This is a genomic window from Microbacterium sp. NPDC057659 (genome assembly GCF_042799915.1).
GTDB lineage: Bacteria > Actinomycetota > Actinomycetes > Actinomycetales > Microbacteriaceae > Microbacterium.
Genome location: NZ_JBHVHU010000001.1, coordinates 383826 through 405292, shown reverse-complemented (window position 1 = coordinate 405292; position 21467 = coordinate 383826). Strand labels below are relative to the sequence as shown.

Sequence of the window (21467 nt, the reverse complement as noted above, 5' to 3'; positions counted from 1 at the left end):
AAACCTTCCCGGATCGTGATCCCACGCTCACGCAGTCGCACCTAGCCTGTGGCTATGAACAGGATGCGGCGAGGTCTGGTGGCGGTCGTCTTCCTCTCGGCGCTGATGCTGGGCGCCGCGGGGTGCACCGCGATGGGTGGTTCGTCCGGTGACACGGCGAGGAGCGACGGGCAGTCAGCGCAGGATGCGGGGGGCTCGACCTCGGAGCAGGCATCCGGCGGAGAGGCGAAGGACGCCGAGGTGGTGACCACCGGACGGATGCTGTTCACGGCCGACGACCCGCTGGACGCCGCGGATGAGGCGACGAAGATCGCCGTCGACGCGGGCGGGCGGGTCGACTCGCGGAACGACGACGCCGGCGGCAGCGGGGCCGCTGCTCGGGCCGAGATCGTGCTGCGCATCCCCGCGGACGACCTGGAGGACGCCCGTGTCGCCCTGAAGAAGCTCGGCGATCTGGAGGAGACGTCGTTCTCGGCCGAGGAGGTCGGTGCGACGCAGCGGGATCTGGACGCCCGCATCACGACGCTGCGCACCTCGATCGCGCGGTACACCGAATGGCTCGGCACCGCGCAGAAGACCTCGGACCTCATCGAACTGGAGCAGGCGATCTCGGAGCGTCAGGGCGAACTGGAGTCGCTCACCGCCCAGAAGCGTGATCTCGACGACCGGGTCGCGATGGCCACCGTCACCGTGACGTTCGCCTCGGTGTACGTGCCGCCGCAGCACGCGCCGCAGAATCCGCTGGAGGCCATGGCTGCCGGATGGACGGCGTTCGTCGGCTTCTGGTCGGCCCTGGGCATCGCGCTCGCGTTCCTGCTGCCCTGGCTGGTCGTACTCGCGGTGATCGCCCTGGTCGTGCTGTGGCTCGTACGGAGGCGCGGGGCGGCATCCGTTCCGGTGGCCGTCGCGGAGACGGCGCCCGAAGGCGCGCCCGTGGAGCCCCCGGTACAGCACGACGCGCCGCGCTGATTCAGCGCGGCGCGTCGGGAGGACTGGGTCAGGCGGCGCGGGCGAGGCGTGCGAGCACGCCGTGCACGAACGCGCCGGACTCGTCGGTGGAGAGCTCCTTGGCGAGCTCCACAGCCTCGTCGATGGCGACGGCGGTCGGCACCTCGTCGTTGTACAGGATCTCCCAGGCGGCGATGCGCAGCACGGCACGGTCGACGGCCGGCATGCGCTCGAGCCTCCAGTCGCGGCTGTGGGTCGTGATCTGCTCGTCGATGTCGTCGCGGTGGTCCACGACGCCGTCGACGATCTCGCGAGCGTACAGCCAGGAGGCCTCGCGGGCCGGCTCACTGGCCGCGCGCTTGGCTTCGGAAGCGAGGGTGGTCGCGATGTCCTCACCGCGCACGTCGGCGGCGAAGAGGATGTCTAGGGCGCGCTTGCGCGCCTTGCTCCGTGCGCTCAAGGTCAGTCGTTGATGCGGCCGAGGTAGCCGCCGGTGCGGGTGTCGACCTTGATCTTGGTTCCGGTCTCGAGGAACAGCGGCACCTGAAGCTCGTAGCCGGTCTCGACCGTGGCGGGCTTGGTGCCGGCCGACGAGCGATCGCCCTGCAGGCCGGGCTCCGTGTAGGTGACCTCGAGCACGACAGAGGCGGGAAGCTCGATGTACAGCGGGTTGCCGTTGTTCAGCGCGATCTGCACCTGCTGGTTCTCGAGCATGAAGTTCTTCGCGTCGCCGACGGTGGCCGCTCCGACGGTGATCTGGTCGTAGTCCTCGACGTCCATGAAGACGAAGCCGTCTCCGTCGGTGTAGAGGTACGTGAAGTCGCGGCGGTCGACGTTCTCGATGTCGATCTTCGCGCCGGCGTTGTAGGTGCGGTCGACGACCTTGCCGCTGACGACGTTCTTCAGCTTGGTGCGCACGAACGCACCGCCCTTGCCCGGCTTGACGTGCTGGAACTCGATGACGCTCCAGAGCTGCCCGTCGATCGACAGGACGACGCCGTTCTTGATGTCTGCGGTGGATGCCATGCTGGTGGAAGTCCGTTCGTGTGTTGACGTGAGTGGCCGGGCGCGGATGCGCGCAGAACGCGGCCGACCACCCATCCTACGGGATGCGGGCAAATCGGCCCTCGATAAGCTCTCGGAATGCCCACCGCCGTCGATCTCCGCGCGTTCTCCGACGACTCGCCTCCGGAAGGCGAGTCCGCCTACCTCGTGCCTCCGAGTCGCGCTCCGATCGCGGTCGTGCCCTACGACGATGCCTGGCCGAGGCTGTTCGCGCGTGTCGCTACCGGCATCCGCGACGTGCTCGGCCCGCGTGCGCTGCGCGTCGAGCACGTCGGCTCCACCTCCGTGCCCGGTCTTAGCGCGAAGCCGATCATCGACATCGATCTGACCGTCGCCGATCCCGGTGACGAGACCCGCTACGTCCCCGTCCTCACCGGCTCCGGCTGGGTGCACACCGTGCGCGAGCCCTGGTGGCACGGGCATCGGATGCTGAAGTTCGTGGAGCCTCGCGTGAACCTGCACGTGTTCGGCCCGGACTCCCCCGAACCGTGGCGGCACATCATTCTGCGTGACCACCTGCGCGGTGACGCCGCCGACCGCGACCGCTATGCGGCGATCAAGCTCGAGTCCGCTGTCGCCGCGACGACCGCGCACGAGACCGTCGACGAGTACAACGCACGCAAGCAGCGGGTCCTGCGCGAGATCATCGGTCGTGCGCTGGATGCCGCCGGCGTCCCCACCTAGCCTTCCAGCGACCCGAGGTACTCGGCGTTCCCACGGATGGCGGGACGGTAGCGGTCGAGCTCGGACGATGCCGCCTCGTCGGCGATGACCTCCAGAAGGCCGGCCATCGCCGCGTCCTTCCGTCCTGCGGCGTGGAGCGTGAGCGTCCGGAACACCGCCAGGGACGGCGAGCCGGGGAAGGCGCGCAGTCCCTCGTCGAAGACCTCGAGCGACCGCTCCAGCTCGCCGAGGTTCCTCAACGTGGAGCCGTACTGCAGGTGGCAGCGACGCAGGATGTCGCCCTCCAGCCCGGCGTCGAGCGCCCGCTCGTAGTACCCGCGCGCTGTGGCCTCCTCCCCCGCGGTGTCGTAGGCGCCACCGACCTCGTACAGCACCCTGGCATCGCCGGGGTGGGTCTCGAGATACGGCAGCAGCGCGTCGATCGTGGGCTGCATGTCGTCCCGGGCCCGGGCGGCGACGATGCGGTCGAGTTCGGCGTGGAGGTCCATCCGTCAAGTATGCCGGGCTAGAGCAGCGCCACGAGCTCGCGCACGGCCTCCGCGTAGCCCTGCACGCCGTGGCCGACGACGCGCACAGCGGCGACATCCGACAGGTACGAGAAGTGCCGGAACTCCTCGCGCTTGTAGACATCCGAGATGTGCACCTCGGCGAACGGCAGGCCGATGCCGGTGAGCGCGTCGCGCAACGACACCGAGGTGTGCGTCAGGCCACCGGGATTGATCACGATGCCCGCGCAGTCAGCCCGCGCCGCGTGGATCGCATCGATCAGCACGCCCTCGTGATTGCTCTGCACGGCACGCATCTCGTAGCCGAGGGCCGACGCCGCGTCCGTGGCGAGCCGCTCGACATCGGCGAGTGTCTCAGTGCCGTAGATCCCCGGCTCGCGGGTGCCGAGCAAGTTCAGGTTCGGCCCGTTCACGAGCAGCAGACGGCGGGGCTGGTTCACGCGCCCACGCTATCAGCGGCGCCGAGCGCGTGGACCATGACGTACTCGTCGCCGTTGTGCTGGCGCGTGAGCTCGCCGGTGCGCACGAAGCCCCAGCGCTCGTAGGCGCGCTGCGCGCGCAGGTTGTCGACGTGCACCTCGAGATAGAGCGCGGACCGCCCGGTCTGCCGCGCCCAGGATGCCGCCGCATCGAAGAGCGCCTCGATCGCGCCGGTGCCGCGGTGCCCCTCAGCGACGTACACGCCGACGACCAGCCCCGCGCCCGGGTGATCGCGGTTCTCGATCACTGTCGCCGACCCGAACCACTCGCCGTCCTCCGCGATCGCGACGAACTGCGCAGCCCGATCGCCGACCGCGGCGTTCTCGGTCCGGTCCCGCCAGAACTCGTCGGGCTGCGCCGATGCATGCTCGACCGTGTCCAGGAACGCGAGATGCGCGACAGGATCGCCCAGCGCACGAAGGCGCAGCGCCCTGACCTGCTCCCACTCCCCCGGCGCGATCCGCCGGATCTCGATGCTCACGCACCGACCTCCTGATACGCCGCGAACATCAGCGACTCGTCCGGCGCCTGCAGCACCGTCGGCTTGGCGATGTCGTCGAGCACGATGAACCGCAGCATCCCGCCTCGCGCCTTCTTGTCGCGCTGCATCGTCGCGAGCAGCTGGGGCCAGGCGCCCGCGCGATAGGTCGTGGGCAGGCCCAGCGTCTCCAGGATCGACCGGTGCCGGTCTACAGCCTCGTCAGACAGGCGCCCGGCCAGACGCGACAGCTCCGCGGCATACATCATGCCGACCGAGATCGCGGCGCCGTGACGCCACTGGTAGCGCTCTGCGTGCTCGATCGCATGCCCGAGGGTGTGTCCGTAGTTGAGGATCTCGCGGAGCCCTGCCTCACGGAAGTCGTCCGAGACGACCTTGGCCTTCATGTCGATGGCGAGTTCGATCGTGCGGCGGAACTCGTCTGTCGCCGGGTCGATCGCGCGCTCCGGCGCGGCCTCGACGATGTCGAGGATCTCCGGCGCCCAGATGAAACCGGCCTTCACGACCTCGGCGTAGCCGGCGGTCGCCTCGTTGGCGCTGAGGCTGGTCAGTTCGTCGAGGTCGCCGATCACCGCGCGCGGAGCCCAGAACGCGCCGACCATGTTCTTGCCCTCATTGGTGTTGATGCCGGTCTTGCCGCCGACCGCGGCATCCACCAGTCCGAGCACCGTCGTCGGCACCTGCACGACCTGCACGCCGCGAAGCCAGGTGGCGGCGACGAAGCCGGCGACATCCGTCACCGATCCGCCGCCGTAGCCGATCACCGCATCGGTGCGGGTGAAGTCGGACTGGCCCATGATCTGCCAGCAGAACGCCGCGACCTCGATGCGCTTGCCCTGCTCGGCGTCCGGGATCTCGGCGAGCAGCACCTCGAGCGACCCGCTCGACATCAGGCGCTCGCGCAGCTGCGCGGCTCGCGCCGACAGCGTCGGCGGGTGCACGACGAGCACCTTGCGGACGGCGGGGTCGAGCGCTTCGACGACCTGGTCGAGGATGTCGCGACCCACGGTGATCTCGTAGTTCTCGTGCCCCGTGACACCGATCGTGGTCGTGCTCATTCCTGTTCCTTCCGCCATTGGGCGATCTCGTCCGCGATCTTCCGCATCGGACGCTTCGAGGTGTCGACCGTCAGGTCGGCCACCTCCTCGTACAGACCGCGCCGCGCCTGGAAGATCTCCTCCCAGCGCGCGACAGGGTCTTCTCCTGCCAGCAGCGGTCGCCCGCCGCCGGTGATCCGCGCGGCCACGGCCGCGGCGGTCACCGTCAAGTACACGACCGGATGCCCGGACAGCAGCGTCCGGGTTCCTGCATCCGTCACCGCTCCGCCACCGAGCGACACGACGCCACCCTCGGCCAGCGCACCGGCGACCGCCTCGCGCTCCAGCTCACGGAAATGCGCCTCGCCGTGCGCCTCGAACAGTTCGGGGATCGGCCCGTGCGCGGCGGCGATGCGCTTGTCGGTGTCGATGAACGGCACCTCGAGCGTGCGCGCCACGCGACGCCCGACGCTGGTCTTGCCCGCTGCCATCGGTCCGACCACCACCAGCGTGAGCGGATGCTCAGCCGAGCCCGCCATCGCCGATCAGGCCTCTTCCTGCGCGATCAGCGCGGCCTCGGATGCCGGCGCCGTGCGCAGCGACTCCGGGATCGCCTCGAGGTACGAGTTCAGGTTGCGGCGGGTCTCGCCGACGCTGTCGCCGCCGAACTTCTCCAGCACCGAGTTCACCAGCTCGATCGCGACCATCGCCTCGGCGACGACGCCGGCCGCGGGCACGGCGCACACATCGGAGCGCTGGTGGTGCGCTGTGGCCTGCTCGCCGGTGGCGACGTCGATCGTGCGCAGCGCGTGCGGCACGGTCGCGATCGGCTTCATCCCCGCGCGCACGCGCAGCACGGTGCCCGTGGACATGCCACCCTCGGTTCCGCCTGCGCGGTCGGAGCCGCGGGTGATGCCGTCCTCCGCCTCGAAGAGCTCGTCATGCGCGGCCGAGCCGCGACGGCGCGTGGTCTCGAAGCCGTCGCCGACCTCGACGCCCTTGATGGCCTGGATGCTCATCAGCGCCTGTGCGAGACGTCCGTCCAGGCGGCGGTCCCAGTGCACGTGCGAGCCGAGTCCCGGCGGCAGTCCGTAGGCGAGCACCTCGACGATGCCGCCCAGCGTGTCGCCGTCCTTCCGGGCCGCGTCGACCTCGGCCACCATCAGCGCGGAGGTCGCGGCGTCGAAGCAGCGCAGTGGATCGGCGTCGAGCGCGTCCACGTCGTCGGGCGTCGGCAGCGCCGAGCCCTCCGGCACCTGGACGGGGCCGATCGAGAGCGTGTGACTGACCAGACGGATGCCGAGCTCAGCGAGGAAGGCACGCGCGATCGCGCCGAGTGCCACGCGCGCCGCGGTCTCACGGGCACTGGCGCGCTCGAGGATCGGACGAGCCTCGTCGAAGTCGTACTTCTGCATGCCCACGAGATCGGCGTGTCCCGGGCGCGGGCGGGTCAGCGCAGCGCCGCGGCCGCGCGACATGTCGGTGAGGTCGACCGGAGCCGGGTTCATGACCTCGGTCCACTTCGGCCACTCGGTGTTGCCGATGCGCAGCGCGACGGGGCTGCCCAGCGAGAGGCCATGGCGCACACCGCCGGAGATCGTGAGCTCGTCCTGCTCGAACTTCATCCGCGAGCCGCGGCCATAGCCGAGCTTGCGTCGCTGCAGGTCGGCCTGGATTCCCTCGGCCGAGATGGGCACGCCGGAGGGAAGGCCCTCCATGACGGCGATGAGTTCGGGGCCGTGCGATTCGCCGGCCGTGAGCACGCGGAGCATTGCTCCAGTCTCCCATGCCTTCAGGACAGTGCTTCGCGCATTACCCCGATGATCGCTGTCTCGTCCGGAAGAGCGGTGTCCTGGGTGCCGGATCGGAAGATCCGGATCTGCCGCACGGCCTGGTGCAGCAGCATCTCCAGCCCGGAGAGGATCGTCGGCCCGGTCCAGCGGGACGCCAGGGCCGAGGGCCACGGCGCGTAGGCCGCATCGAGCAGTGCGCCGCCGGTCGCCGCCAGTGCGTCGGCGACCGATTCATCGAGCGCTGTGCCACTGGGCAGCGTCGCTATCGTGAGGTCGACGACGGATGCCGGCTCGGTGAAGGCCTCTACCGAGGTCGGCACCCCGACCCGCTCCCCGAGCGCGACCAGGTGCATCGCGGCCTCGGGCCGGCGTGCACGGACCTCGATGCGCTCGGCACCGAGTTCCGCAGCGGCGACGAGGGCAGATGCCGCCGTCGCGCCCGCCCCGAGGATCCGCGCATGGCGGATTCCGGTGACGCCCGCCTCGGTGAACGCGTCGACGAGTCCGCCGACATCTGTGTTGAACCCGTGCACCGCATCACTGAGGAGCAGCGTGTTCACCGCGCCGGTGAGCTCGGCGTGGCGATCGCGCACGGTTGCGGCGCGGAACGCCTGCTCCTTGAGCGGCATCGTGAGCGACAGGCCACGCCATGTGGCATCCAGGCCGGCGAACGCGTCGGCGAAGCCGGCGGCGCCCACCCGGCGGCGGTCGTACGTCCAGTCCAGGCCGAGCCGTCGGTACGCCGCGGTGTGCAGCTGCGGCGAACGGCTGTGGTCGATCGGATCGCCCCAGACGGCGAGCCTGGTGCGCTCCGGCATCAGTAGCAGCCGCCGTCAGGATTGGCCTTGCACCATGCCTTGTACTTCTCCTCCGCGGCCTGCTGCTCCTTGTACGTCGACGAGAACACGGTCTCGCCGGTGTCCAGGTTCACCGTGACGAAGTAGTACCAGGAGCCGGGCTCAGGGTTCTGCGCCGCCTTGATCGCTGCATCGTTCGGGCTCGAGATGGGCGTGGACGGAAGTCCCTGGTGCGCGTACGTGTTCCACGGGTTCTGGTCGGCCTTGACCGCCTTCCACGGCCAGGACGACACGGCTCCGTCGTGCGTCAGGCCGTACCCGTACTGCGCCGTCGAGTCCATCTCGAGCTTGCCGTGCGTCTCGGTGTTGCCGGGCTGGAGCCGGTTGTCGATCACTCGCGACACCTTCCCGAAGTCCGCGGTGTGCCCCTCGCGCTGCACGATCGACGCGATCGTGAGCACGCGCTCCTCGTCACCGGCCGCGACACCGGCATCCGCGAGCGACGTGCGGGTGCGGTCGACCATCTTCTGGATGACGTCCTTCGCCGTCGAACCCGGATCGAACGTGTAGACCGCGGGGAACAGCCAGCCTTCGAGACTCGTCGCCTTCACGCCGTAGTCCGCCGGGTTCTTGACGGCCGCCTGGAGATCGGCCAGCGGCATGTCCAGCGACTCTGCGACCGTCGGCAGGAAGTTCTTGATCTGACCGCCCTCCGGAACCGAGGCGGTGTTCTCCATGCGGTTGGCGTCGTCCTGGAGCGCCTTGAGCGCGGCATCCGCCGTCATCTTCTTCTGCAGCTTGTAGACACCGGGATAGAACGTGGGCGAGACGCCCTTCTGGACGAGCATGTCGTAGAAGACCGAAGGAGTCTTGGTCACGCCGGCCGCGTTCAGTGCCGTCGAGATCGGCTGACCGGTGTCGCCGTCCTTGATCGTCACGAACGCCTCGCCGGTCGCCTGACCCGGCTCGTAGTCCTTCGACGGCCCCCAGCCCATGACCTCGTTGATCTTGTCGCTATAAGTGTTGTAGACCCAGGCCCCCGCACCGGCGATGCCGCCGAGGATCGCGAGCAGCACGATCAGCGAGATCAGACAGCCCTTGCCGCGCTTCTTCTTCGCAGGCTCGTGATCCGCCTCGGCCGCGAAGAGCGAATCGAACTCGTTCGGACCGTCTGAGCCTCCGCCGCCGAAGGGATCGCTCTCCGCGGGCGCCGGGTCCGGGGCCCGCGCAGCACGCTCCTGCGGCGCCGGACGCCGCGCGGGTTCTGGCTCGAACGCCGCGGTCCGAGCGGTCGGCTGCTGCTCGGGCTCGGGTGCGGGGTCGGACGCTGCCGCGGCCTGGAAGGCGGGTACGGCCATGATCGGATACGACGCGGTCTGCTGTTCGACGATGGCCTGCGAGCCCGTCACCGTGATCGCGAAGGGGCCCGTGATCGACGGAGCCTCGGGCGCACGCCGGGCGGGCTCGGAGGCGGACAGCGGCACGACGGGCTGCGGCTGCTCGACCGCCGCAGGGCGTGGCTGCACAGCGCTATCGGGCACTGGCGCCGCCGGCTGCGGTGCCGCCTGCTGCGGCGCCGATGTCGGCTGTTGCTGCGCTACCTGCTGCTGTGCGGCGAGCTGCGCCGCCGCCTCCTGCGCAGCGCGCTGCTGCGCAGCGAACTGTTCCGCGGCCGCCCGCTGCTGCTCAGCGAACCGCGCGGCGGCAGCCTCTTGCTGCGCCAGGAACTGCTGGTGCGCAGCCTGCTGGGCCGCGGCCTCCTGCGCCGCCTGCTCGGAGACGACAGGGATCGCCCCCGAGGCCTGGCGCGCCTGACGCGCAGCGCGGCGGGAGCCGGCGGGTGGTGGCGTGCGATCGGGCTGCGGCAACTGCGAACCGGCGGTCGGCAGATTGTCGAAGAGATCGCTGAGCCTCGGGGGGTGGCTCTCGTTCTGCCTGCCAGGGTCGGGCATGGTCAGGATTGCTCCTCGGGTGGGTCGATGATCGCGCCGGCGGGGGTACCGGTGCTCTTCTCGGTGTCGATCGCATGCTGCAGCAGCACTACTGCGGCGACCTGATCCACAATGCTACGAGACTTCTTCTGAGATCTTCCAGAGGAGCGCAGCGCGGAGTGTGCGGACACGGTGCTGAGGCGTTCGTCGACCATCCGCACCGGCAGTCCGGTGCGCTCCCCCAGCGCGGCCGCGAACTCCCTGGCATCCGTCGTGGAGAGGGTCTCCTCGCCCCGCATGTTCACCGGCAGCCCGACGACCAGCTCGATCGGCTCCCATTCCGCGCACAGCTCAGCGATCCGATCGACCGAGGTCTCGGAGCGCGGCACGGTCTCGACCGGCACCGCCAGCATCCCGTCGGGATCGCAGCGCGCCACACCGACCCGCGCTTTCCCGACATCGATGCCGAGACGGATGCCGCGTCGGAAGCCGGTCACGCGCGCTTCAGCTCCGTGACCACGGCGTCCAGTGCGGAGTCCAGTGCCGACGCATCCGTGCCGCCGCCCTGTGCGACGTCGTCCTTGCCGCCACCGCCGCCCCCGAGGACGCCGGCCGCGATGCGGACGAGTGCGCCGGCCTTGGCGCCCGCGGCGCGCGCGGCGTCGTTCGTGGCGATCACGACGATCGGACGGCCGTTCGCTACACCACCGAGGGCGACGACGGCGGCATCCGATCCGAGGCGCTCGCGCACGCTCAGGGCGAGGGTGCGCACGTCGTCGGCGGAGCCGACCTCACCCAGCGACGCAGCCACGACGTGGTGCGGACCTGCAGGCGCGGCCGACTCGGCCAGCGCGGGCACGCGACCCTCGCGCTCCTTGGCCTCGAACTGGGCGATGCGCTTCTCGGCGGCCTTGAGGTTCGCCTGCAGCTCCTCGATGCGCGTGGACAGCTGGTCGCGCGGCGCCTTCAGCGCGGCCGACAGCTGCGAGACCACGGTGCGCTCGGCGGCCAGTTCGCGGAAGGCGTCCTGGCCGACCAGGGCCTCGATGCGGCGGTTGGATGCGCCGACCGACGACTCGCCGACCACGCTGACCAGACCGATCTCGGAGCTGGACGACACGTGTGTGCCGGCGCAGAGCTCGCGCGACCAGGGCCCGCCGATGTCGACCATCCGCACGACCGAGCCGTACTTCTCGCCGAACAGCGCCATGGCGCCCGCCTCCTTCGCCTCGTCGAGCGAGACGATGCGGGTGGTCACCTCGAGCGCGTCATTGACCGCACGGTTGGTGATCTCCTCGATCTCGGAGCGTGTCTCGAGCGACAGCGGCTGCGACCAGGCGAAGTCGAAGCGCATGTATCCGGCGCGGTTCAGCGAACCGGCCTGCGTGGCGGTCTTGCCGAGCGTGTCGCGCAGCGCGGCGTGCACGAGGTGCGTCGCGGAGTGCGCCTGGCGGGCGGCACGACGGTTCGCGGCATCCACCACGGAGCGTGCACGGTCGTCGACGGCGACGACGCCGGAGTCGACCTGCACCGTGTGGCTGATCAGGCCGGGCACCGGCTTCTGCACGTCGAGGACGTCCAGCTCGAAGCCGGGGCCGACGATCAGGCCCTTGTCGGCGACCTGGCCGCCCGATTCCGCGTACAGCGCGGTCTCGGCGAGGATCACTTCGGCGACCTGGCCCTCGGATGCCGAGGGCACGGGCACGCCGTCGACGATGATGCCGAGCACGCGCGACTCGGTCTCGAGGTCGGTGTAACCCGCGAACACGGTCTCGCCCGCGGCACGGAACTCGCGGTACACCGAGACGTCGGCGAGCTGGCGCTTGCGGTTGCGCGCGTCGGCCTTGGCGCGGTCGCGCTGGCCCTGCATGAGCTCGTCGAAGGCGGGGCGGTCGACATCGAGTCCGGCCTCCTCGGCGACCTCGAGAGTGAGGTCGATCGGGAACCCGTAGGTGTCGTGCAGCAGGAACGCCTCGGAGCCGCTCAGGGTCGTCCCGCCGGCCTTCTTCGTGTCGCTCAGGGCGAGGTCGAGGATGGTGGATCCCGAGGCGAGCGTGCGCCGGAACGTCTCCTCCTCGGCGAAGGCGGCCGAGGACAGCACCGACCAGTCGGTCTCGAGAATCGGGTAGGCCGACTTCATGGCGTCCTTCGACACCTCGAACAGTTCGGGGAAGCTCGGCGCGTCCACGCCCAGCAGGCGCATCGCACGCACGGTGCGGCGCATCAGGCGGCGCAGGATGTAGCCGCGGCCCTCGTTCGACGGACGCACGCCGTCGGAGAGCAGCATCAGGGACGAGCGCACGTGATCCGCGATGACGCGGAAGCGGACGTCGTCCTCGTGCACGGCGCCATAGGTGCGACCGGACAGCTCCACCGCGCGATCGAGCACGGGACGCACCTGATCGGTCTCGTACATGTTCTCGACGCCCTGCTTGAGGAACGCGACGCGCTCCAGGCCCATGCCGGTGTCGATGTTCTTCTGCGGCAGTTCGCCGACGATGTCGAACTCGGTCTTGCTGCGGATGTTCTCGATGAAGTCCTGCATGAACACGAGGTTCCAGATCTCCAGGAAGCGCGAGTCGTCGACCGCCGGGCCGCCGTCCTTGCCGTACGCCGGACCGCGGTCGAAGAAGATCTCCGAGTCGGGGCCGCCGGGGCCGGGCTGGCCGGTGTTCCAGTAGTTGTCCGCGCGACCGAGGCGCTGGATGCGCTCCGGCTTCAGACCGATGATGTCGCGCCAGATCGACTCCGCCTCGTCATCGGTCTCGTAGACCGTGACCCAGAGGTCCTTCTCGTCGAATCCGAGACCGCCGTCGGCCTCGGACGAGGTCAGCAGCTCCCAGGCGTACCGGATCGCGCCTTCCTTGAAGTAGTCGCCGAACGACCAGTTGCCGAGCATCTGGAAGAAGGTGCCGTGGCGTGCGGTGCGGCCGACTTCTTCGATGTCGTTGGTGCGGATGCACTTCTGCAGATCGGCGATGCGGGGATGCGGCGCCGGGACGACTCCCGTGAGGTACGGGATCATCGGCACCATGCCGGCGACCGTGAACAGCAGCGAGGGATCCTCGCTGACCAGCGATGCCGAGGGAACGATCAGGTGGTCGTTCTTCTCGAAGTAGTTCAGGTAGCGCTGCGCGATCTCCGCAGTTTTCATGGGGGTGTTCGGTGTCCTTGCGTGGGAACGACGCGCGCCCGTCAGGCGCGCAGGAAGGGTCGGGTCAGGCGTCCGCGCCGGGCTCGGTGAGCCGGGCCGCCTCGGCGCGGTACGCGTCGCCGACGATGTTGGTGAACTCGGTGATGCGCGAGTCGAGGTCGGCGAGGACGTCGTGGCCGCGCGGGTCCTTGTTCATGAAGTGCGCAGCGACGAACCCGCCGATCACGCCGATCAGGAGCCACAGCAGATTCTTCATTCCGCCATCCTATGACGAGAGGCGCCGGGGAATCCCCCGACGCCTCTCGCACGTGTGCTGTGTATCAGCGAGCCGCGTAGTACTCGACGACCAGCTGGACCTCACAGGTCACGGGAACCTCGGCACGCTTCGGGCGGCGCACGAGACGCGCCTGCAGCTTGTCGAGCTCGACCTCGATGTAGCCCGGAACCGGGGGCAGGACCTCGGCGTGACCGCCGGCGGCTGCGACCTGGAACGGCTCGAGAGCCTCGGACTTGGCCTTGACGTGGATGAGCTGACCCGGCTTCACGCGGAACGACGGGCGGTCCACGATCTGGCCGTCGACCAGGATGTGGCGGTGCACGACCAGCTGACGGGCCTGCGCGGTGGTGCGGGCGAAGCCGGCACGCAGCACGAGGGCGTCGAGACGCATCTCGAGCAGCTCGACCAGGTTCTCACCGGTCAGGCCGTCCTTGCGGCGAGCCTCGTTGAACGCGATGCGCAGCTGCTTCTCGCGGATGCCGTACTGCTCGCGCAGACGCTGCTTCTCACGCAGACGGACGGCGTAGTCGCTGTCGGCCTTGCGCTTGGTGCGACCGTGCTCACCCGGAGCGTAGGGACGCTTCTCGAGGTAGCGGGCGGCCTTCGGGGTGAGCGGGATTCCCAGCGCACGGCTGAGACGGACCTTGCGGCGGTCCTGGGACTTCGTGACCACGAAGCATTCCTTCCGATGACGCGGCCGTGTCTTTCACGGCCCGCGGACGTATCGCCTCGATTCCCCCTCACCGGAGCGCACGCCGGGGCGCAGCGGAGAGTGATGCAGGAGCGGAGGGATGCCCGAAAACTCGGTTTCGAGCCGATCCATCGTATCAGATGGGACCGGATCGCCCACTTCAGCCGCCGCGCCGGTCAGCGGTCGCCGAGGATGCGGCGGATGCGCTCCAGCCTGGCGGCGATCTCGCGCTCCGCCCCGAGTGGCTTGGGCTCGTAATAGCGGCGCCCGTCCAGCTCGTCCGGCAGGTACTGCTGCGGCAGCACACCGGCATCGGCGTCGTGCGGATACCGGTAGCCCTTGCCGTGCCCGAGCCGCTTGGCGCCCGGGTAGTGCGCGTCGCGCAGATGCAGCGGAACGCGCCCGAACCCGCCGGAGCGGACGTCGGCGATGGCCTGATCGATGCCGAGGTACGCCGCGTTCGACTTGGCCGTCGTCGCCAGGTAGACGGTGGCTTCAGCGAGCGGGATGCGTCCCTCCGGCATCCCGATGAAGGCGACGGCATCGGCGGCCGCGGTCGCGATCACCAGCCCCTGCGGGTCGGCGAGACCGACGTCCTCGGCGGCCGAGATGACCAGGCGCCGGGCGATGAAGCGGGGGTCCTCCCCAGCCTCGATCATGCGGGCGAGATAGTGCAGGGCGGCGTCGGGGTCCGAGCCGCGGATCGATTTGATGAACGCACTGATGACGTCGTAGTGCTCGTCGCCCTGCCGGTCGTAGCGGAGCAGCGCCTTGTCGACCGCCTGCGCGACGTCGTCGTCGGTGATCTCCGGAACAACACTCTCATCGGCGTTCGACAGCGCAACGGCGGACGCCGCCTCGAGCCCGGTGAGCGCTCGGCGGCCATCGCCGGATGCCAGCCGGATCAGAGCAGCACGGGCGGCGGGTTGCATCGCCACCGCATCGTTCAAGCCGCGGGCATCCGTCACCGCCCTGTCGATCAGCACGCCGATGTCGTCGTCGGTGAGGGGCTGCAGTGTGAGGAGCAGCGATCGCGAGAGCAGCGGCGAGATCACCGAGAACGACGGGTTCTCAGTGGTCGCCGCGATCAGGATCACCCATCCGTTCTCGACTCCGGGGAGCAGGGCGTCCTGCTGGGCCTTTGTGAAGCGGTGGATCTCGTCGAGGAACAGGATGGTGGTCTGTCCGTAGAGGTCTCGCTGGGTCACGGCCTCCTGCATGACCTCTCGGACGTCCTTGACGCCCGCGGTGATCGCGGAGAGCTCCACGAACCGGCGCCCGGAGGAACGGGCGATCGCCTGCGCGAGAGTGGTCTTGCCGGTGCCCGGCGGGCCCCAGAGGATGATCGACACGGCGCCGGGCGCCGCGGCATCCGGATCCGCCAGCGCGACGATCGGCGACCCCGGGCGCAGCAGATGCTGCTGGCCGGCGACCTCGTCGAGCGACACAGGCCGCATCCGCACGGCCAGGGGCGTCCGGCCGGACATCAGGGATGCGGGTGAACTCATGCCTCCAGGCTAATGCGGGCGGCCGACACGGCCGTCCGTCGCCTCACCGGTAGGCTCGCTGCAGACCTGTTCTCATCCCCGGGAGGACCGCATGGCCGGACGCGGCAAGAACGACGCGCAGCACGCACGACAGCAGGCGGAGCGCGCCCGCCGCTATGCCGCACGGACGGCCTGGCACGAGGGCCGCGCACGGCGCCGGACCCGCGACAACATCGTCGCGTCGGTGGTCGGCGGAGTGATCGTCGTCGGCGCGGTGTTCAGCCAGGTGATGCTCGCGCAGGCCGAGGCTCCCGCGCCGAAGCCGAAGACGACGCCGACGAGCACGTCCACCCCGGCGCCCACGCCTACGCCGACGGCCTCTCAGACCCCCTCGGAGTGATCCAGCGAGGAGGGCGAAAGCGTCTCGCCCTCCTCACGCTTCACCTACTACTCGGAGACCGCGAGTCGGTAGCCGCGCTTGATGACGGTCTTCACCAGATCGGGCGCGCCCAGCGCCTCCCGCAGCCGGGCGATCGCCATCTCGGCGGCGTGGCTGTTCCGTCCGGGCCGAGGGAGCACTCGGCTCAGCTCCTCACGCGTCAGGACGTTTCCTCCGGCATCGAACAGCGCGCCCAGCACGTCGGCCGATGCGCGCGACAGCGGGATGAACCCGCCATCCAGGAGCGCCCCGCCGCTGCGCACCTCGAGAACACCCTCGGCAGTGCGCAGTCGCGCGTGGCGACCTGAGGCGTAGTGATCCACGACGCAGTGCACGAGGGACCCGAGACGGCTCCGTGCGGCGACCCTCGTGTGGATCCCGGCCTCCACGAACGGCGCCGCCGTGTTCGGCCCCACCGCCGCGATCAGAAGTCGGCCCTTCGAAGCCCGCTCCCCGATCAGCGGCAGTCGTCCGGTCCGCTCCGCGAGCCTGAGCCACTCCGCTGCTCCCCTGGCCGATGTGAAGAGCACGGCGTCCGCGCCTCCTGTGGCAGCCTGCACCGCGGTACGGGCCACGAGATCGGGATCAGGAGCAGGGCCGCAGCGATACACGGTGATGCCCAGCGCGTCGGCGCCGTAGGTGGTGGCCAGTGCATCGAGGCCGTCATCGCCCGTGCCGTGATGCTGCACGACCACTCGCGCACCCGCCACACCACTGCGCACCAGGTACTCGCCCACCTCCGAGGCCGTCTCCGACCTCGCCACCCAGTCCGCGGAGAACCCCGCCTCCTGGATCGCGCCGTGGGCCTTGGGCCCCCGAGCGACGAAACGCGCGCGACGCAGCGCACGCGTGAGGTCATCAGCGAGTCCGTTCTCATGCGCGGCATCCATCCAGCCACGGAACCCGACCCCCGTCGTCACGACGACTATGTCCGGAGGGCGGGCGATGATGCGACGCGTGTGCTCGATAAGGAGTTCATCCTCGGCGTTCGGGCGCATGGCCACCGCCGGCGCGCGGAGGACCCTCGCACCGTGGCTCGCGAGCGTGCTCGCGAGATCTCCGGAGCGGCGATCCGCAGCGACCACGATGGTGCAGCCGCGCAGCACGGCGTCGTTCCCGCGCGACGCCGTCACGCGGTGGACTCCATGGCCGGCTCCGCGTGCGGCAGCAGCAGGTCCGCCGGCATGTCCGATCGATCCGTCATGACCCCTCCTCTGTCCGATGGTCCTGACGGTAGGTCGGCGGTGTTTCCTGCGGAGGCGGTCGCACGTTACGCCCGTCGAACGTTCCGCTCACAAATCGGTAACGGCGATGTGAGCGGTCGCGAGGGAGGACTGCGATCGCCGTGACCGCGCATACTAGGCTGGTCATCGTCCTTTTCCACTCCCGCGGGAAGCCGCGCAAGGAGATCACCGTGTCCGAGCCGTCGAAGCCGACTCCCCCTGTCCCCGCACCCCCTCGCGTCCCGATGCCGACGCCGCCGAAGCTGGTGGCGAAGCCCGTCGCCCCCGCCGCACCGGTCTCGTCCGATGCCGCCGAGTGGGGTCGTGTCGTCGAGGACGGCACCGTCGAGGTGCGTGAAGGCGACACCTGGCGCGCCGTCGGCCAGTACCCCGACGGCACCGCCGACGAGGCGCTCGCCTACTTCGCACGCAAGTACGACGACATCGCCGTGAAGGTGACCACGCTCGAGAACCGCGTGCAGACCGGCGAGGCATCCGCAGCCGATCTCTCCAAGCAGGCGAAGCACATCGTCGGCGAGCTGACGGATGCCGCGGCCGTGGGCGATCTCGCCGGGCTCCGCGCCCGTGTCGACGCTCTGCTCGAGTCGCTCTCCGAGGCATCCGCGCAGGAGGCGCAGGCCGCCAAGGAGGCCGTCGACGCCGCGATCGTCGAGCGCACCGCCATCGTCGACGAGGCGGAGCGGATCGCCGCTCTCGACCTCTCGAAGGTGCAGTGGAAGCAGATCACCGCAGACATGGCGGCGCTGTTCGACCAGTGGCAGGCGCATCAGCAGACCGGTCCGCGGCTGCCGAAGGGCACGGCCCAGCAGCTCTGGAAGCGATTCCGCGATGCTCGCTCCACGGTCGACAAGGCCCGCCGCGCCTACTTCTCCGAGCTGGATGACACGCACCGCACCGCTCGCGATGCCAAGACCCGTCTGGTCGAGCGCGCTGAGGCTCTCGCCCCGCGTGGCGTCGACGGCATTCCCGCGTACCGCGGGCTGCTCGACGAGTGGAAGGCCGCCGGTCGCGCAGGCCGCAAGGCCGACGACGCCCTCTGGGCGAAGTTCAAGGCCGCCGGTGACGCGCTGTACCAGGCGCGTGCCGAGCAGGCCGCCGCCGAAGAGGCCGACTCCGCTCCGAAGATCGAGGCGCGCGAGGCCCTGCTCGTCGAGGCCAAGGCTGTCGCCGACGAATCCGACATCAAGAAGGCGCGTGCGCTGCTCACCCGCATCCAGCGGCAGTGGGACGAGGTCGGCCGGATCTTCCCGCGCGACAAGGAGCGGGCGCTGGACGACAGGATGCGCAGCATCGAGCAGGCTCTCAAGGGCCGCGAGGACGTGGACTGGAAGCGCAACAACCCCGAGACGAAGGCTCGCGCCAACGACATGAGCTCGCAGCTCGTCGAGGCGATCGAGAAGCTCGAGGCCGAGCTCGCCGCCGCAGAGGCGGCCGGCGACGCCAAGGCGGCGAAGGACGCGAAGGACGCTCTCGAGGCCCGTCGCGCCTGGCTGAACGCCCTCGGCGGCTGAGCCCGCAGAGCTTATCCACAGTCTGATGCCGGTGTCCCCGCCACGGGGGCGCCGGCATCAGACTGTCAGGGTGCATCCGATCCTCATCTACTCCCCCGGTGACCGGCTCAGCCTGACCGAGCTGGGCGCCGCACGCCTGGACGGGCACGTGGTGGAGGTCGGCGAGGCGTACCTGCCCGCCGACATCGTCGAGGGTCCCGAGGCGCGTGCGCTGTCGCTCACGGCTCTGATCCCGCCGGGCGGTGCACTGTGCGGGCCGACCGCCGCCTGGGTGCACGGCGCAGGCGATCAGCCACCGGCCCGTCATCACGTCTGCCGTGCGGACCCCTCGGGCAGGCGACTGCGGCCCGGGGCACGGATCGTGACGCACGAGGCGGCGCTGGAGCCGGACCAGGTCGTCAGCGTGGCAGGAGTCCCGGTGGCGACGGTCGAGGTCGTCGCGATGTCGCTGGCGTTCGCTGCCGGCCGGGATGACGAGAGCGCGCGCTGGCTGCGCGCCCTCCTCGAGGTCTTCCCCGCTCTGGCGGCTCGCACCCGTGACACCATCCGCGCACGATCACGCGCACCGGGCAAGCGCGCCGCTGTCGAGCTGCTGGGGCGACTGGTCGATCAGGACGTCGTGACGCGGTAGACGTCGTACACGGCGTCGATGCGGCGGACCGCGTTCAGCACCCGGTCCAGATGCACGGCGTCACCCATCTCGAACACGAAGCGGCTCAGCGCCAGGCGCTCATCGGTGGTCGTCACCGTGGCCGAGAGGATGTTCACGTGATGCTCGCTGAGCACCCGGGTGACATCCGACAGCAGCCCCGACCGGTCCAGCGCCTCGACCTGGATCTGCACCCGGAACACGCTCTTGGTGGTGGGCGCCCACTCGACGTCGACGAACCGCGCAGGATCGGCGCTGAGCGCCTTCACGTTCACGCAGTCCGCGCGGTGGACGGACACACCGCTCCCGCGCGTGACGAAGCCGACGATCGGGTCGCCGGGCACCGGAGTGCAGCAGCGGGCGAGTTTCACCAGGATGTCGTTGGCCCCGCGCACCAGCACGCCGGAGTCGCCGCCGCGCGGCTCCTTCGTCGCGACTCGACCCGGCAGATCGATCGCACCGGTCGACGTGTCTTCCGGGCCGACCAGGGCGGTGACCTTCTCCAGCACGTGCTGGGTGGAGATGTGCCCCTCGCCGACGGCCGCGTACAGCGCTGAGACATCCTCGTAGCGCAGCTGCTGGGCGACCTGGGCGAAGGAGTCCTGGCTCATCAGTCGCTGCAGCGGAAGGTTCTGCTTCCGCATCGCACGCGCGATGGCCTCCTTGCCCTGTTCGATCGCCTCCTCGCGGCGCTCCTTCGTGAACCATCCGCGGATCTTGTTGCGCGCCCGGGTGCTCTTGACGAACGTCAGCCAGTCCTGGCTCGGCCCGGCATCCGGGTTCTTCGAGGTGAACACCTCGACCACGTCGCCGCTGTGCAGCTCGGTCTCCAGCGGCACCAGGCGGCCGTTGACCTTCGCGCCCATGGTGCGGTGGCCGATCTCGGTGTGCACGGCGTACGCGAAGTCCACGGGGGTGCCGCCGGCGGGTAGGCCGATCACCCGTCCCTTCGGGGTGAAGACGTACACCTCCTTGGCGCCGATCTCGAACCGCAGCGAATCGAGGAACTCGCTCGGGTCGGCGGTCTCGGCCTGCCAGTCCGAGATGTGGGCGAGCCAGGCCATCTCGGTGTCCATCGGCTTGCCATCGGCCCTGCCGCCGTTCATCCGCTCCTTGTACATCCAGTGCGCGGCGACGCCGAACTCCGCCTGCTGGTGCATCTCATGCGTGCGGATCTGGATCTCCACCGTGCGCCCGCTGGGGCCGATCACCGTGGTGTGCAGCGACTGGTAGAGGTTGAACTTCGGGGTGGCGATGTAGTCCTTGAAGCGGCCGGGCAGCGGCGTCCAGCGCGCGTGGATGGCGCCGAGCACGGCGTAGCAGTCGCGCACCGAGCCGACGAGCACGCGGATGCCGATGAGGTCGTAGATGTCGTCGAACTCGCGCCCCCGCACGACCATCTTCTGATAGACGGAGTACAGCTGCTTCGGACGGCCGACGACCTTGCCGCGGATGCGGAGGTCGCGCAGATCCTCGTCGATCGCTTCGATGACCTGCTGCAGGTACTTCTCGCGCTGCGGGGTGCGCTGCGCGATCAGGCTGGAGATCTCGGCGTAGATCTTCGGATGCAGTACCGCGAAGGAGAGATCCTCCAGCTCGCTCTTGATCGTCTGGATACCCAGGCGGTGCGCGAGCGGCGCGTAGATCTCGAGGGTTTCCTTCGCCTTCCTCGCCGCCTTCTCGGGCGGCACGAAGCCCCAGGTCCGCGCGTTGTGGAGCCGGTCGGCGAGCTTGATGAGCAGCACGCGGATGTCCTTGGACATCGCGACGATCATCTTGCGAACGGTCTCGGCCTGTGCGCTCTCGCCGTACTTGACCTTGTCGAGCTTCGTCACGCCGTCGACGAGCATGGCGACCTCGTCGCCGAACGTCTCCTGCAGCTCGTTCAGCGGGTAGCCGGTGTCCTCGACCGTGTCGTGCAGCAGGGCCGCTGCGACCGCGCGCGGACCGAGCCCGAGTTCGGCGAGGATCTGCGCGACGGCCAGCGGATGCGTGATGTAGGGCTCACCGCTCTGCCGCAGCTGCCCCTCGTGCTTCTCCTTCGCGACGTTGTACGCCCGCTCGATGATGGGCAGGTCGCCGCGGGGATGGTTGACCCGCACCGTGCGGATGAGGTTGTCGAGGTCGTTGTTCCGCGGAGCGCGCGAGAAGATCCGCGGCACGAGCCTGCGCAGGCTCGAAGTCTGCGTCGTCGTCTGCGGATCGGCCATACGCTCACACCTCCGGGTCAGTTCATCCTACGCGTGACGGGACCGCGGAGAGACTCCGCGACCCC

At 69.7% G+C, this 21467-nt stretch carries 22 protein-coding genes; 5 read left to right on the top strand and 17 right to left on the bottom strand.

The features are described 5' to 3' along the window. The first annotated feature begins 54 nt into the window (after positions 1–54). Positions 55–969 (top strand): DUF4349 domain-containing protein, encoded by a 915-nt coding sequence (locus ACFVAE_RS02000; protein ID WP_378887372.1) that lies wholly within the window; start codon positions 55–57, stop codon positions 967–969. 28 nt (positions 970–997) lie between these two features. Here the strand turns inward: ACFVAE_RS02000 and nusB are convergent, their stop codons facing one another. Further along, complete coding sequence (gene nusB, locus ACFVAE_RS01995) at positions 998–1408, bottom strand: transcription antitermination factor NusB (protein WP_378887370.1); 411 nt, start codon at positions 1406–1408, stop codon at positions 998–1000. A 2-nt stretch (positions 1409–1410) separates the two neighbouring features. Continuing rightward, positions 1411–1974, bottom strand: a complete 564-nt coding sequence (gene efp, locus ACFVAE_RS01990) for an elongation factor P (protein ID WP_116242093.1) — start codon at positions 1972–1974, stop codon at positions 1411–1413. Between the two features lie 117 nt (positions 1975–2091). Here efp and ACFVAE_RS01985 point away from each other — a divergent pair, with 117 nt between their 5' ends. Further along, positions 2092–2697, top strand: coding sequence for a GrpB family protein (locus ACFVAE_RS01985; RefSeq protein WP_378887367.1), 606 nt, complete (start codon positions 2092–2094; stop codon positions 2695–2697). On the opposite strand, the gene ACFVAE_RS01980 is transcribed toward ACFVAE_RS01985, so the two are convergent. The 13 genes from ACFVAE_RS01980 to ACFVAE_RS01920 all read right to left on the bottom strand — a co-directional run bounded on the left by ACFVAE_RS01980 (position 2694) and on the right by ACFVAE_RS01920 (position 15370). Continuing rightward, positions 2694–3185, bottom strand: a complete 492-nt coding sequence (locus ACFVAE_RS01980; protein WP_378887366.1) for a tetratricopeptide repeat protein — start codon at positions 3183–3185, stop codon at positions 2694–2696. The genes ACFVAE_RS01985 and ACFVAE_RS01980 overlap by 4 nt on opposite strands. A gap of 17 nt (positions 3186–3202) precedes the next feature. Beyond that, positions 3203–3643: a type II 3-dehydroquinate dehydratase gene (locus ACFVAE_RS01975; protein ID WP_378887364.1), complete on the bottom strand. Its 441-nt coding sequence runs from the start codon at positions 3641–3643 to the stop codon at positions 3203–3205. Beyond that, entirely contained in the window at positions 3640–4164 is a 525-nt protein-coding gene (locus ACFVAE_RS01970) for a GNAT family N-acetyltransferase (protein ID WP_378887362.1), read from the bottom strand. The genes ACFVAE_RS01975 and ACFVAE_RS01970 overlap by 4 nt, the downstream gene beginning before the upstream one ends. Continuing rightward, a complete protein-coding gene (gene aroB / locus ACFVAE_RS01965) occupies positions 4161–5240 on the bottom strand; it encodes a 3-dehydroquinate synthase (protein WP_378887360.1) in 1080 nt (359 codons plus the stop codon). Before aroB ends, ACFVAE_RS01970 begins: the two co-directional genes overlap by 4 nt. After that, positions 5237–5758 carry a shikimate kinase gene (locus tag ACFVAE_RS01960; protein WP_378887358.1) on the bottom strand — a complete coding sequence of 174 codons (522 nt, stop codon included), beginning with the start codon at positions 5756–5758 and terminating at the stop codon, positions 5237–5239. Before ACFVAE_RS01960 ends, aroB begins: the two co-directional genes overlap by 4 nt. Before the next feature lie 6 nt (positions 5759–5764). Next, entirely contained in the window at positions 5765–6991 is a 1227-nt protein-coding gene (aroC, locus tag ACFVAE_RS01955) for a chorismate synthase (RefSeq protein WP_378887356.1), read from the bottom strand. Between the two features lie 20 nt (positions 6992–7011). Then, positions 7012–7830: a shikimate dehydrogenase family protein gene (locus ACFVAE_RS01950; RefSeq protein ID WP_378887354.1), complete on the bottom strand. Its 819-nt coding sequence runs from the start codon at positions 7828–7830 to the stop codon at positions 7012–7014. Continuing rightward, positions 7830–9761 (bottom strand): endolytic transglycosylase MltG, encoded by a 1932-nt coding sequence (gene mltG, locus ACFVAE_RS01945; protein ID WP_378887352.1) that lies wholly within the window; start codon positions 9759–9761, stop codon positions 7830–7832. Before mltG ends, ACFVAE_RS01950 begins: the two co-directional genes overlap by 1 nt. A gap of 2 nt (positions 9762–9763) precedes the next feature. Beyond that, complete coding sequence (ruvX, locus tag ACFVAE_RS01940) at positions 9764–10237, bottom strand: Holliday junction resolvase RuvX (protein ID WP_378887350.1); 474 nt, start codon at positions 10235–10237, stop codon at positions 9764–9766. Then, positions 10234–12894 carry an alanine--tRNA ligase gene (gene alaS, locus ACFVAE_RS01935; protein WP_378887348.1) on the bottom strand — a complete coding sequence of 887 codons (2661 nt, stop codon included), beginning with the start codon at positions 12892–12894 and terminating at the stop codon, positions 10234–10236. Before alaS ends, ruvX begins: the two co-directional genes overlap by 4 nt. 64 nt (positions 12895–12958) lie before the next feature. Further along, the gene (locus ACFVAE_RS01930) at positions 12959–13150 is read right to left on the bottom strand and encodes a hypothetical protein (RefSeq protein ID WP_116242083.1); all 192 of its coding nucleotides are present in this window, start codon (positions 13148–13150) and stop codon (positions 12959–12961) included. Between the two features lie 64 nt (positions 13151–13214). After that, entirely contained in the window at positions 13215–13844 is a 630-nt protein-coding gene (gene rpsD / locus ACFVAE_RS01925; RefSeq protein WP_236124724.1) for a 30S ribosomal protein S4, read from the bottom strand. A 194-nt stretch (positions 13845–14038) separates the two neighbouring features. Continuing rightward, a complete protein-coding gene (locus ACFVAE_RS01920; protein ID WP_378887347.1) occupies positions 14039–15370 on the bottom strand; it encodes a replication-associated recombination protein A in 1332 nt (443 codons plus the stop codon). Between the two features lie 91 nt (positions 15371–15461). Here ACFVAE_RS01920 and ACFVAE_RS01915 point away from each other — a divergent pair, with 91 nt between their 5' ends. Next, entirely contained in the window at positions 15462–15749 is a 288-nt protein-coding gene (locus ACFVAE_RS01915; RefSeq protein ID WP_378887345.1) for a hypothetical protein, read from the top strand. 47 nt (positions 15750–15796) lie between these two features. Here the strand turns inward: ACFVAE_RS01915 and ACFVAE_RS01910 are convergent, their stop codons facing one another. Continuing rightward, entirely contained in the window at positions 15797–16921 is a 1125-nt protein-coding gene (locus tag ACFVAE_RS01910; RefSeq protein WP_378887343.1) for a uroporphyrinogen-III synthase, read from the bottom strand. 335 nt (positions 16922–17256) lie between these two features. Here ACFVAE_RS01910 and ACFVAE_RS01905 point away from each other — a divergent pair, with 335 nt between their 5' ends. Together ACFVAE_RS01905 and ACFVAE_RS01900 are read left to right on the top strand one after the other, a co-directional pair. Further along, positions 17257–18543 (top strand): DUF349 domain-containing protein, encoded by a 1287-nt coding sequence (locus tag ACFVAE_RS01905; RefSeq protein ID WP_378890444.1) that lies wholly within the window; start codon positions 17257–17259, stop codon positions 18541–18543. A gap of 70 nt (positions 18544–18613) precedes the next feature. Next, positions 18614–19174 carry a hypothetical protein gene (locus tag ACFVAE_RS01900; protein ID WP_378887341.1) on the top strand — a complete coding sequence of 187 codons (561 nt, stop codon included), beginning with the start codon at positions 18614–18616 and terminating at the stop codon, positions 19172–19174. On the opposite strand, the gene ACFVAE_RS01895 is transcribed toward ACFVAE_RS01900, so the two are convergent. Further along, positions 19153–21402, bottom strand: coding sequence for a RelA/SpoT family protein (locus ACFVAE_RS01895; protein ID WP_378887339.1), 2250 nt, complete (start codon positions 21400–21402; stop codon positions 19153–19155). The two genes, ACFVAE_RS01900 and ACFVAE_RS01895, sit on opposite strands and share 22 nt — an antisense overlap. Positions 21403–21467: the final 65 nt, after the last annotated feature.

Coding starts and splice junctions, on each gene's coding strand:
- ACFVAE_RS01895 (WP_378887339.1), bottom strand. CDS start 21,402: ATGGCCGATCCGCAGACGACGACGCAGACTTCGAGCCTGCGCAGGCTC.
- mltG (WP_378887352.1), bottom strand. CDS start 9,761: ATGCCCGACCCTGGCAGGCAGAACGAGAGCCACCCCCCGAGGCTCAGC.
- ACFVAE_RS01985 (WP_378887367.1), top strand. CDS start 2,092: ATGCCCACCGCCGTCGATCTCCGCGCGTTCTCCGACGACTCGCCTCCG.
- ACFVAE_RS01980 (WP_378887366.1), bottom strand. CDS start 3,185: ATGGACCTCCACGCCGAACTCGACCGCATCGTCGCCGCCCGGGCCCGG.
- ACFVAE_RS01960 (WP_378887358.1), bottom strand. CDS start 5,758: ATGGCGGGCTCGGCTGAGCATCCGCTCACGCTGGTGGTGGTCGGACCG.
- ACFVAE_RS01950 (WP_378887354.1), bottom strand. CDS start 7,830: ATGCCGGAGCGCACCAGGCTCGCCGTCTGGGGCGATCCGATCGACCAC.
- aroB (WP_378887360.1), bottom strand. CDS start 5,240: ATGAGCACGACCACGATCGGTGTCACGGGGCACGAGAACTACGAGATC.
- alaS (WP_378887348.1), bottom strand. CDS start 12,894: ATGAAAACTGCGGAGATCGCGCAGCGCTACCTGAACTACTTCGAGAAG.
- ACFVAE_RS01915 (WP_378887345.1), top strand. CDS start 15,462: ATGGCCGGACGCGGCAAGAACGACGCGCAGCACGCACGACAGCAGGCG.
- ACFVAE_RS01905 (WP_378890444.1), top strand. CDS start 17,257: ATGCCGACGCCGCCGAAGCTGGTGGCGAAGCCCGTCGCCCCCGCCGCA.
- aroC (WP_378887356.1), bottom strand. CDS start 6,991: ATGCTCCGCGTGCTCACGGCCGGCGAATCGCACGGCCCCGAACTCATC.
- efp (WP_116242093.1), bottom strand. CDS start 1,974: ATGGCATCCACCGCAGACATCAAGAACGGCGTCGTCCTGTCGATCGAC.
- ACFVAE_RS01920 (WP_378887347.1), bottom strand. CDS start 15,370: ATGAGTTCACCCGCATCCCTGATGTCCGGCCGGACGCCCCTGGCCGTG.
- ACFVAE_RS02000 (WP_378887372.1), top strand. CDS start 55: ATGAACAGGATGCGGCGAGGTCTGGTGGCGGTCGTCTTCCTCTCGGCG.
- ACFVAE_RS01930 (WP_116242083.1), bottom strand. CDS start 13,150: ATGAAGAATCTGCTGTGGCTCCTGATCGGCGTGATCGGCGGGTTCGTC.